Genomic DNA, 10,000 nt, shown 5'->3' on the forward strand with positions numbered 1-10,000 from the left:
TGGGGCCGGTGACGGCGGTCATTTGCCAGATGTTTTCCTTCAGATAATAGGCTTCTTCCGTCTCGCCCGTGATGTTCTGAGCCCCGAATGACAGGCTCAGTTGGGGGTTGATCGTATAGCCCAGCACCACATCGATCTGCGTGCGGTCCTTTACAATGTGGGTTTCACGCGCAAAGAAGCTGTCCGCAGAGTTCTGAAGGTATTCTGAGCGGTAGTTGGCCGAGACACGGGCGCTGAAGACCGAGTTTTCCCAGTAACCCGTCAGATTGGCGGTGTTTTCGGAGAGGTTACGCAACTGGAACTTGGCGGACTTGTCCTGAGTCACGTGCGTGTAGTTGGCAATCACACCGAACCCGTTGACAGGCAGCAGGGCGTCGAGGGACTGCTGCCAGTTCAGTTCATACCCCTTGATCATGTTCTTTGAGGGGTCATTGGCCTTGACGGTGATGTCATAGATGGCCTTGTTGGTGCCGACACAGTCCGTGCCGTTGTCGCTCAGGGCGACGCCTTCGAAGCTGGCCGGACAGACGAACGTATCGTAGGTGCCGTTTTTAACCTCTTTGCTGAAGGCGGCAAAGCTCAGGGCATTGCCCTTGCCGTAATACCATTCCACACCGAGGTCGAGCTGGTTGGCCGTAAGGGGCTTCAGCTTCGATTCCCCGAGGGCGATGGTATAGGTCGTGATGCCACCCGACACCGACGAATTGATGGTCGTGGCCAGGCTGGTGTTGGAGTCAAGGATCGGGCGCACCAGCACCTTGGCCGCCGAAGCACGGACCAGCAAATTCGGGCTCAGGTCGAAGACAAAGTTGGCCGACGGCAGAACGTTATTATAGTCGTTACTGGACGAATAGGTGCCCGCTGAGATGCGCACGTCGGCGCTGGAATTGGGGTTTGGTGTCGTCAGATAGCCGTCAACGGTTTGCTTGGTCGCCTCAGAGCGGACGCCGACATTTCCACGGAACGGTACGCTGAAGATTTCGCCCTTCAGGTCCGCCAGAAGATAGACCGACTTGATTTCACGACCGAGGCCGTAGGTGGCTTCGGGCGCGAATTGCAGCGGTATGGTCACGCCTTCCTTCGCCAGCATCTGACGATAGCCGTCGATATCGGGCACCACCCAGCCGCTCTGGAAGCTGCCTTCGCCATCGAGGAAGTCGGTCACGGCGTTCGCCGTGGTCATGGCGGGGGTGAACGCCGCCGTGGGGTAGTAGCCCAGCACCAGCCGGTCACGACGGTGACGCAGACGGTTGAAGTTCTCCTTCTTGTACTTCAGACCAAAGCTCACCGATTGTAGCGCACCCTGATCGACCCAGTATCTGGCATCAAGCTGGCCAGAGGTTTCGTCGGTGTCGTTATGCGTCAGGCCGCCGTTGGGGTATTCGTTGCGGGTCAGCTTGGAATAGGCGTAGGCGGACGGATCGGAGAGGTTCACCGAAGGTGTGAACGTGACGTTCGACGGGTCGGACATGTCAAGCGTTGCCGAAGGGATGGTAATGGCCAGAATGGCCGCTTCTTCGGTCAGGTAGGACTTGCCTTCGGTATAGTTCAGCACCCCTTTGATGGTCAGCTTCTCGATGCCGGTATATTTGAAATCGGCGGTATAGGCGGAAGACGTCAGATCGCGCGTTTCAAGCTGACGGTTGTTCTCCATAGAGAAGTTGTTGGCCACGATCTTCGTCGCCAGGCCGTCTTTTACCTCATTGACCTTGATGGTGCCGAGACCGCCAAACAGAAAGACCTGCTGATTGACGTCATAGGTGGTATAGTCGTGCGAATAGACGGCGGTGAAACCGATGTCGGTGTTCGCGTTCGGCTTGTACTGAACAGCCGCATTGATCTGGGCGCGTTCGGTTTCGCGATCAATCCGACGATAGCGGGGGCGGCGCGGCACCGTAGTGCCCGCAGGCACGGCCACGGACCCTGCGGCGAAGGTGTTGCTGGCGGTTGTGGTGTACCAGCGATCCATGAAGCTGTAGTCGGCGCGGTCGGTCAGCTTCTGATAGCCGCCGCCGACAAAGACGCCCAGCTTGCCGTCCATAAACTGATCGGCGTAGGTGAAGCTGAGTTTCGGCGTCATGTCACCATCGGCCAGCGTCGATTTCTGGGCCTTGGCGGCAAAGACGAGCTTACGGCCTTTCAGGCTCAGCGGACGCACGGTGTCGATATTCACCGTACCGGCAAGACCCCCGGCATCCATGTCAGCGGTCGGCGACTTGATGACCTGAATCCCGGAAGCCAGTTCCGTCTGGATGACATCATAACGGAAACCGTCGGTGAAGTTGGCGGTTTTAAAGGTCTGACCATTGACGGTCGTGTAGGCATATTGCGGCCCAAGACCCCGCACGCTGATCGTCGCGCCGCGTCCGTTCACATTGCCAATCTGCACGCCCGGAATGCGCTGGATGGCTTCGGCGATGTTTTCAGAGGGAAACTTGCCGATATCTTCGGCCGAAATGCCATCCGACACGCGGATATCGTTCTTCTTGGTTTTCAGGGCGTCAGCCAGGCTCTTTTTGAACCCCACGACGACCACTTCCTCGACCTTGTTGGCCGGCGCCGGCTCAGCCGCCTGCGCAAAGGCGGATGTAGCCAACAGGCCACCCGCCAATGCGGTGCTCACCAGAGCAAAATGTTTGAATGCCATATTCAATCCCCTGAATTCGGACATGGTGGTGCATTGAGTGACGGGAGGTCACACCCAATACGCAAATTTGTGTGGGTGCCCGGACGCTCTGACGTGGTGGCGATTGCCGGATGTGTCTGGGCCGATAACGACTATGCGCTCAAAAATTGGGCTGTCAATTTAAAGTTCATAAACTTGTTATTTTTTGTACGCCAATATCCAACAAGTTTGACATATTAAAAGGTGAGTGGGAATTAATATATTGAATTAAAATAATAATTATTAGATTTTAGTGGCAAACCAATTTTCCTCCTTGGCCTAACTTGTTGTAATTTTGCCGCGCCCAGAAGGCTGATAGCGCATTATTTTGGATTGGGGGCTCGGCTCTTTTTATATTGGTGTGCCAATATGGGGTCTGTAATGGCAGGGGATCAGCTTTAGGTGCCTAGAGCTGGCAGCCGCCTTTTAAAAGGCTTGTCTGCATCCGCTTTTAACCCCACTGCGTAAAGGGTATGCGCGGCAAATTCCGGGGAGGATCATCGCCATGACGGAGACCGTTCTGGTCACAGGTATCGGTGGCTTTATCGCCAAGCATCTGACGGCGCAGCTTCTGGCCGCGGGCTATGCTGTGCGCGGCACGGTGCGTAGCCCGTCACGCGCCGAAGAGGTGCGGCTGGCCATGCAGGCGCACGGCCTTTCGACCGACCGTCTGAGCTTTGTCACGCTCGATCTGGAGCGCGATGCGGGATGGGAAGAGGCGGCGCGCGATTGCCGCTTTGTGCACCATGTGGCTGCCCCCTTTCCGCTGGTTCAACCCTCTGATCGGGAGGCACTCGTGCCCGCCGCGCGCGATGGTGCCTTACGCGTTCTGAAGGCGGCCAGCGGAGCTGAGCGCATCCTCATGACCTCTTCAATCGCCGCCATGATGTATGCGCCGCGCGCTGAAAGCCGCTTTACCTTCGGCCCCGAACACTGGTCCGATCCGGAATGGTCGCCGAACACACCCTATGTCGTCGCCAAGACGCGCGCCGAGCAGGCGGCCTGGGCCTATATGGACGAAATCGGTCGCCGCGAGGCGCTGACGGCCATCAATCCCGGTCTCGTGCTGGGTCCGCCGCTGGATGCGCACTGGGGGACGTCGCTCGACGTTGTGTCGATGCTCATTCAGGGTAAGTACCCCGCGGTGCCGCCGGTGGCCTTTCCCATCGTCGATGTGCGCGATGTGGCGGCCTTGCACGTCAAGGCCATGACCGCGCCGGTCGGCGGGCAGCGTCTGCTGGCTGCCGCGGATACGCTCTCGCTGTCCGAAATGGGCCAGCTATTGCGCACTGTCCTGCCGCAAAATGCGAAACGCATCCCAATGCAACAATTGCCACTCGGCCTGACGCGCTTCTTGTCACTGTTCGACAAATCGCTCGCTACGCTCAAGCCCGATCTGGGCCGTTATCCCGTGGCCGACAGTCGCCTGACCACGGAGCTGACCGGCCTTTCGCTCCGTCCCGCCGCAGAGGCGATCAAGGCAGCGGCCTTGGCCTTGTCCGGCAAGACGCATTACTGACAAACAGAGATACCCACTGCTTCGGCAGCGGGTATCGTTTGAGGTCTCGAGCGAAATGACTTTGAGTGGAATCGTCATTTCGCTCTAAATTTTTGTTTTGTCGCGATGTTTTTGCGGAAAACCGCTCACACTTTTCCGCACATCGCTCTAGAAGTTCAGACGCAGGCCGATGCGGTAGAAGCGGCCCAGCGTATCATAGAGCGCCGGGTTCACATCGAGACCCGTATTGGTCTGAGGCGACGGTTCCGGATCGACATTGAACAGGTTATCGACCTTGAAGTAGGCGGCCACACCCTTGCGGATATTATAGGTGCCGCCGATATCGACATAGGTCGCGCCCTTCATCGTATTGTTGTCGAGCGTCGGATTGTTCGAGGTCGAAACCGGGCAACCCGTGCTGCACACCACGTACTGCGTCCCGATCACGCCATCGCTGAACCAGCGTTCCTGAAGGGTGAGGGTGTACTTTTCCGTCGTGTAGGTCTGGACGAACTGCGCCTTCCAGTCCGGGGTCGCGCCGGAATTTTGCCCGGCCGTCTGCGACGGGATGGTCCCCGGCAGGCCCGGAATGGTGGTGAAGTCACGCACATTGGTCGCCAGCGCCCGCAGCGTCAGTTCACCCGACAGGCCGAACGGCTTTGCGTAACGATAGCTGAACTCGTAATCGACGCCGCTGGTCTTGATCGAAGCGGCATTGATGCTGCCGACGTTCACATAGGGGTTGGCCCCGGTCAGGTTGAAGGTGTTACAGGCCGACGGCACCGACCCGTCGAAGCAGTATTGCACCAGTTGGGTGGCGTTGGGGCCGCCCGAAATGGCATCGGTCAGCTCGATCTTGTAATAGTCGATCGAGGCGTTGAAGCCCGGCAGCCACTGCGGATTGACCAGCACCACGCCGAACGACAGGTTCTTGGCGATTTCCGGCTTCAGGTTCGGGTTTGAGCCCTGATTCTGCGACACGGTCAGGGTCGTCTTGGTGAACGGGTTGGTGAAGTTCGGCAGGTTGGTAGAAACGATCGGCCCGAACAGGTCGTTCAGGTTCGGCGCGCGCACGTCCTGCGACTGAACAGTGCGTACACGGATGCCATCAAACGGGGTATCCCAGGTCAGGCCGACCTTCCACGCATCGACACGTCCGGAGGTGCTGTAGTTGGTCGTGCGCCCGGCGGTGTTCAGATTGACCTCGCCGACGCTGTCATTCTTGACCAGCGGGATGTTGAATTCGAGGAAGGCTTCGCTGACGTGATAGCTGCCGCGGCCATTGCGGTAGTTGCCGGCGTAGAAGTTGCCGCCGCCCGTGCTGAGTAGCGGATCGGCCGGATATTCGGCCGTGTAGGGGCTGGATGAACCGTTACCATAGGGGTCTGCCACGGCCTTATAGGCTTCGCGGCGATATTCGGCCCCAAAGGCCACTGACACCGGCCCGGCCCACAGCGAGAAGGGCTCGCCGGAGACGCTGAAGCTGGCCACGTCCTGCGTCTGGACGGTGTGCTGGAAGGCACCGGCGGGCGGTTGCAGATAGGCGAGGGCGGCGGCGGTTGGGGTCTGATTGCCGATGACATTGATCGGCTGACAGCCATTGGCACGTGCGACCGGATCGGCGCAGACAATGGCCCCGTTCAGCGTCACCGCATTGATGGCCGCCGTGAAGCGGGCCTTCAGCAGCAGGTTACGCACCTTGATATCCGAGGTTTCCTTGCCGTGCTGGTAGTAGGCATTATAGGTCCAGTCGGTGTTGAACAGGTTGAACTTACCGTTGGCACCCAGGACAAAGCGCTCCTGTGTGCGCTCGGTATTGACGCGGATATTGGGCAGGAAGGGCGTCACCGTCCCCAGCTTGAAGCTGGTGATATTGTTGGTGACGCAGGCGTCCGAAATAATCTTCGGCACATAGGGATTGGAACACTGGATCGTCAGACCGGCCTGAGTGGTGCCGGGGTTGGGCTGATTGTGCGTGCCTACCTTGGCCAGATTGATGGTGAAATAGATCTCGTTATTGTCGTCGAGTTCGTAGGAGGTGCGGTTATAGAAGTTCTGGCGATTGATGGCCGACTGAAGCGTCGCCCCGATCCCGACATTGGCCGAGGTGTCGCCGCCGACGCAGAAGCCGATATAGCAGCCCGAAACCGTCCCCGCGGCATCCTTAAGCGGCACGCCGTTCGAGCCATAGACGAAGTTGGTGGGGTTGCCGTTCTGATCGAAGGCGATGCCCTGAACCGGCCCGGCGGTGATCAGGCCATATTTGGAATAGGTATAGGACTGGGCGTGATCGACATTGCGGAACTGCGGCAGGCCGTTATTGGTGATGCCGGTATTGACGAGGGTCGACGAGCGATACCAGGTGCGGCCATTGGCGGCGTTTTCGCCGAAATCACCGGCTTCGACGCCCTGTTCGCGGTGATATTCCAGCGCCGTGGCCGTATGCAGGCGGCCATCGAGGTAGGACGTGCCAAAGGCGATCTGAATGATGCCCTGCTTGTCGTCGCCATAGGTAGTCTGGCCCAGTGCCATATTGGCCTTGAAGCCCTCAAACCGCGTATCGGTCACGAAGTTGACCACGCCGCCGACCGCATCCGAACCCCAGGAGGCCGAGGCCCCGCCGTTGACGACATCCACGCGCTTGATCAGCAGTTGCGGCAGCAGGCTGACATCGACGGCACCGGTGCCGATATTGGCCGGCACGACGCGCTGCCCGTCGAGCAGGGTCAGGGTGCGGCTGACGCCCAGACCGCGCAGCGAGAAGGAACTGAGGCCCTGCTGTCCGCTGGACGTGCTGAAGGTGTTGGTGGCCACGCCGCTTGAGCCCTGAAGCGAGGGCAGTTGCGCGATGGCGGTAAAGACGTTGGGCTGCGCGTTATTGGCCAGCTCCAGCGCGCCGATGGTGCTGGTCGGCGTCGGGGCCTTGAAGCCGCGCGTGGCGATGCGCGAGGCGGTGACGACGATGGTGCTGTCTTCGGCGCTGTCTGATTCCGCTTTGGCCGGTGCGGTGTCCTGCGCATAGGCCCCACAGGTCAGCGCCGCCAGCACAAGGCCTGAGACCGAGCTGACGATATGGCGTTTGAAAAGAGGCATGTGTGTCTTTCCCTTCACATGAGTCCCCTCAATGTCAGCGCTATCATTTTGCTATGCAGAGGTTTGCACAGCATCTGAGGGCGGAGGATGTCCGGAATACGGCCTTTCCTTACGCGCATCAGGCGTCTGATAGCGGTATCATTGCGGTGGATAGATAAACGGCACAGTCCAATGACCGGCCGTTGGCGTTGTTTCCCAGTCAGATTTTTTATCACCAATGACAGCGCTAACATTTCGTAACGCGGCTATCGGTCAGACAATTGGTAAATCGGATAGAGCCTACCTGTCAAGCCTCTCGCGGGATGGGCCTGAGAAAGGGGTGGGGTGTGGTATAAATATTTATTAAATTCAAAGGTGTGATTTTTACGCGTGAAAATAAGGCGTCAGAATCTCATTTTCGGATCGAGACTCAAGCGAAGCCTTGGTCGTTTCTTCACCTGCTTGTTGTCTGAATAAAAAATGACAGCGCTATCATTGTCAGTTTGTGAGATTCGGTGCTATGGCTTACAAAAAGCTGCGGCACGTATAATCTCACAGGGTATAACATTGGCCTCACGCGCCTCCAGTACGGGTCGGGCGACCCTCGAAGACCTCGCCAGATTAACCGGTGTCTCGGCCATCACCGTATCGCGCGCCTTCCGCCATCCGGAAAAAGTCTCCGAAGATCTGCGGCGTCGTATCCAGCAGGCGGCGGACGATATGGGCTATGTGCGCAATCGTGCCGCCAGTGCGCTGGCTTCGAATCGTTCGATGAATATCGCGGTTCTGGTCCCTTCGCTCAGCAATCTGGTGTTTGTCGAGACGGTGACGGGGATCGAAAAGGTCTTCCGTGAGCACGGCTATCAGATGCTGATGGGCGTCAACCACTATTCGGCCGAGGAGGAAGAGGCGCTGGTCCGCGCCTATCTGGCCTTTGCGCCGGACGGTATGTTGCTGACCGGCTTCAATCATCGCGATTCCACCCGCCGCCTGCTGGAACAGGCGGGGATTCCCATTGTGCACATGATGGAACTGTCGGAGCGCGAAGGGGCCTATAGTGTGGGTTTCTCACAGGAAGCCGCCGCCCAGACCATGACCGAGCATCTTCTGTCACGGGGCCGTCAGCGCATCGCGTTTGTGGCCTCGCAACTCGATCCGCGCACGCTCGCGCGCAACCGTGGGTATCGCGATGCGATTATCAGGGCCGGGCTTTATGAGTCGCACCGCGAACTGCTGGTGCCGGATCAGTCGTCGGTCGCGCTGGGCGCCGTCCTGCTCAAGCGCCTGCTGGAGCAGGCCCCGGATACGGATGCCGTCTTCTTCTGTAACGACGACCTGGCGCAGGGGGCCTTGTTTGAATGCCTGCGTCAGGGGATCGCCGTGCCGGACCGGCTGGCCGTTGCCGGCTTCAACGATCTGGCCATTTCCGAATGCACGGTGCCGTCGCTGACCACGATCAAAACCCCGCGCTACGAGGTCGGCGTCGAAGCAGCCCGCATGTTGCTGGCCCTGATAGAAGGCGACCCGGTGCCGCGTAAGATGATTGATCTGGGCTTTCAACTGCGCGCCAGAGAGAGTACCTGACACGTCTGATTAGTACGGCACTGACACTTGCATTTTGCGGCCACAAAATGTCTTCTGATAATAAACATTATGGGAAACATATGGGCTATTCCGTATGCGGGGCATAGGCGCTGGTGGCTCGTATGATGAATTCGCTGATGAGAGCCTGAGCGCGCGGGTCAGTGCTGCGCTCTTTTAGCGAATAGACGCCCATCCGCACGGGATCGGCCCGGTCGTCAGGCGCAAGCTGGACCTGAAGAACGCCAAGACGCTCAAACTCCTGCGCCATCAACTCGCCATGCTGCAAGACGGCATCCGTGTGCTTTACGTAGTCGAGGCAGGCCTCCAGCGAGTTTGACGTGAAGGCCTTGCCGATCGTACCATCCATAAAGACCGCGCTTGATAAGCGCCGCTGATGGCTCTCCTTCGGAAAGGCCAGGGTAGACGGATAGGCCCTGAGTTCGGACAGGGTCCGGGTGCCCCCCAGTAGGGGATGGCCGTCGCGTACGAAATAGCCGTCGCGCAAATAGCCGACGGGGGTGAAAACGGTCCCCAGACTGGGGTCAAGATCGGGCACCTTATGACCGACAAAGGCCAGAATATCACCCGCCAGCAACTGATCCATCAGGCGCAGCACATTGCCAATACTGACGTGAATGGCGACATCCGGGTGGCGTTCTCTGTATTCGAAGATAAAGGCGCGCAGAAAGCCGGTCCAGGCCGTGTAGCCTGACCCAAGGCTTAATCCATAATCCGTCTGGATGCGCTGCCGCTCAATTGAGGTCAGGGCGTTTTCATGCAGGCGTTTCATGACGATGCCGTGTTCGTAGAGCGTCTGACCATAGGGGGTGAGCCGCATCCCGCGGGCCGTGCGCTGAAACAGTTCCACCCCAAGCGATTTTTCCAGCTTGCGCAGGTTGAAGGTCAGGGTGGGCTGGGTGACACGCATGCGCTCCGCGGCCAGACTGATCGACCCGGCATCCGCGACGGACAGAAACTGTAACAGGGCACGATCCATCTGTGTCTCTCTGAGGTATAGATTTTTTCAATACCTACACAGAAATTTCGTATTTTTCTATAGGGTAATTTGCTGATACGGTTGCAATCAATATGTGCTATTCGGCGATAGTTTACATATCCATGCCGTTATATCATGTATTCAGATGTAGATGCCATTCCGTCTGGTGAATAGAATGTGTTTT

Annotated in this window: 5 protein-coding genes; 2 read left to right on the top strand and 3 right to left on the bottom strand. The window is 58.3% G+C overall.

Features of this window, described 5'->3' with window-relative positions:
• A partial coding sequence (locus tag LDL37_RS08270) for a TonB-dependent receptor (protein ID WP_290796607.1) occupies nucleotides 1–2,647 on the bottom strand: 2,647 nt, incomplete at its 3' end.
• Nucleotides 2,648–3,170: 523 nt separating this feature from the next.
• Between LDL37_RS08270 and LDL37_RS08275 the strand changes: the two genes are divergently transcribed.
• Nucleotides 3,171–4,184, top strand: coding sequence for an NAD-dependent epimerase/dehydratase family protein (locus LDL37_RS08275; protein WP_290796610.1), 1,014 nt, complete (start codon nucleotides 3,171–3,173; stop codon nucleotides 4,182–4,184).
• Nucleotides 4,185–4,331: 147 nt separating this feature from the next.
• On the opposite strand, the gene LDL37_RS08280 is transcribed toward LDL37_RS08275, so the two are convergent.
• On the bottom strand, nucleotides 4,332–7,256 hold the full coding sequence (locus LDL37_RS08280; RefSeq protein WP_290796613.1) for a TonB-dependent receptor: 2,925 nt from the start codon (nucleotides 7,254–7,256) through the stop codon (nucleotides 4,332–4,334).
• Nucleotides 7,257–7,802: 546 nt separating this feature from the next.
• Here LDL37_RS08280 and LDL37_RS08285 point away from each other — a divergent pair.
• Nucleotides 7,803–8,819, top strand: coding sequence for a LacI family DNA-binding transcriptional regulator (locus tag LDL37_RS08285; RefSeq protein WP_290796616.1), 1,017 nt, complete (start codon nucleotides 7,803–7,805; stop codon nucleotides 8,817–8,819).
• An 85-nt stretch (nucleotides 8,820–8,904) separates the two neighbouring features.
• Here the strand turns inward: LDL37_RS08285 and LDL37_RS08290 are convergent, their stop codons facing one another.
• Nucleotides 8,905–9,816: a LysR family transcriptional regulator gene (locus LDL37_RS08290; protein WP_290796619.1), complete on the bottom strand. Its 912-nt coding sequence runs from the start codon at nucleotides 9,814–9,816 to the stop codon at nucleotides 8,905–8,907.
• Between the last annotated feature and the right edge of the window lie 184 nt (nucleotides 9,817–10,000).

The organism is Asticcacaulis sp. (genome assembly GCF_020217185.1).
Lineage (GTDB): Bacteria > Pseudomonadota > Alphaproteobacteria > Caulobacterales > Caulobacteraceae > Asticcacaulis.

Coding starts and splice junctions, on each gene's coding strand:
- LDL37_RS08275 (WP_290796610.1), top strand. CDS start 3,171: ATGACGGAGACCGTTCTGGTCACAGGTATCGGTGGCTTTATCGCCAAG.
- LDL37_RS08280 (WP_290796613.1), bottom strand. CDS start 7,256: ATGCCTCTTTTCAAACGCCATATCGTCAGCTCGGTCTCAGGCCTTGTG.
- LDL37_RS08290 (WP_290796619.1), bottom strand. CDS start 9,816: ATGGATCGTGCCCTGTTACAGTTTCTGTCCGTCGCGGATGCCGGGTCG.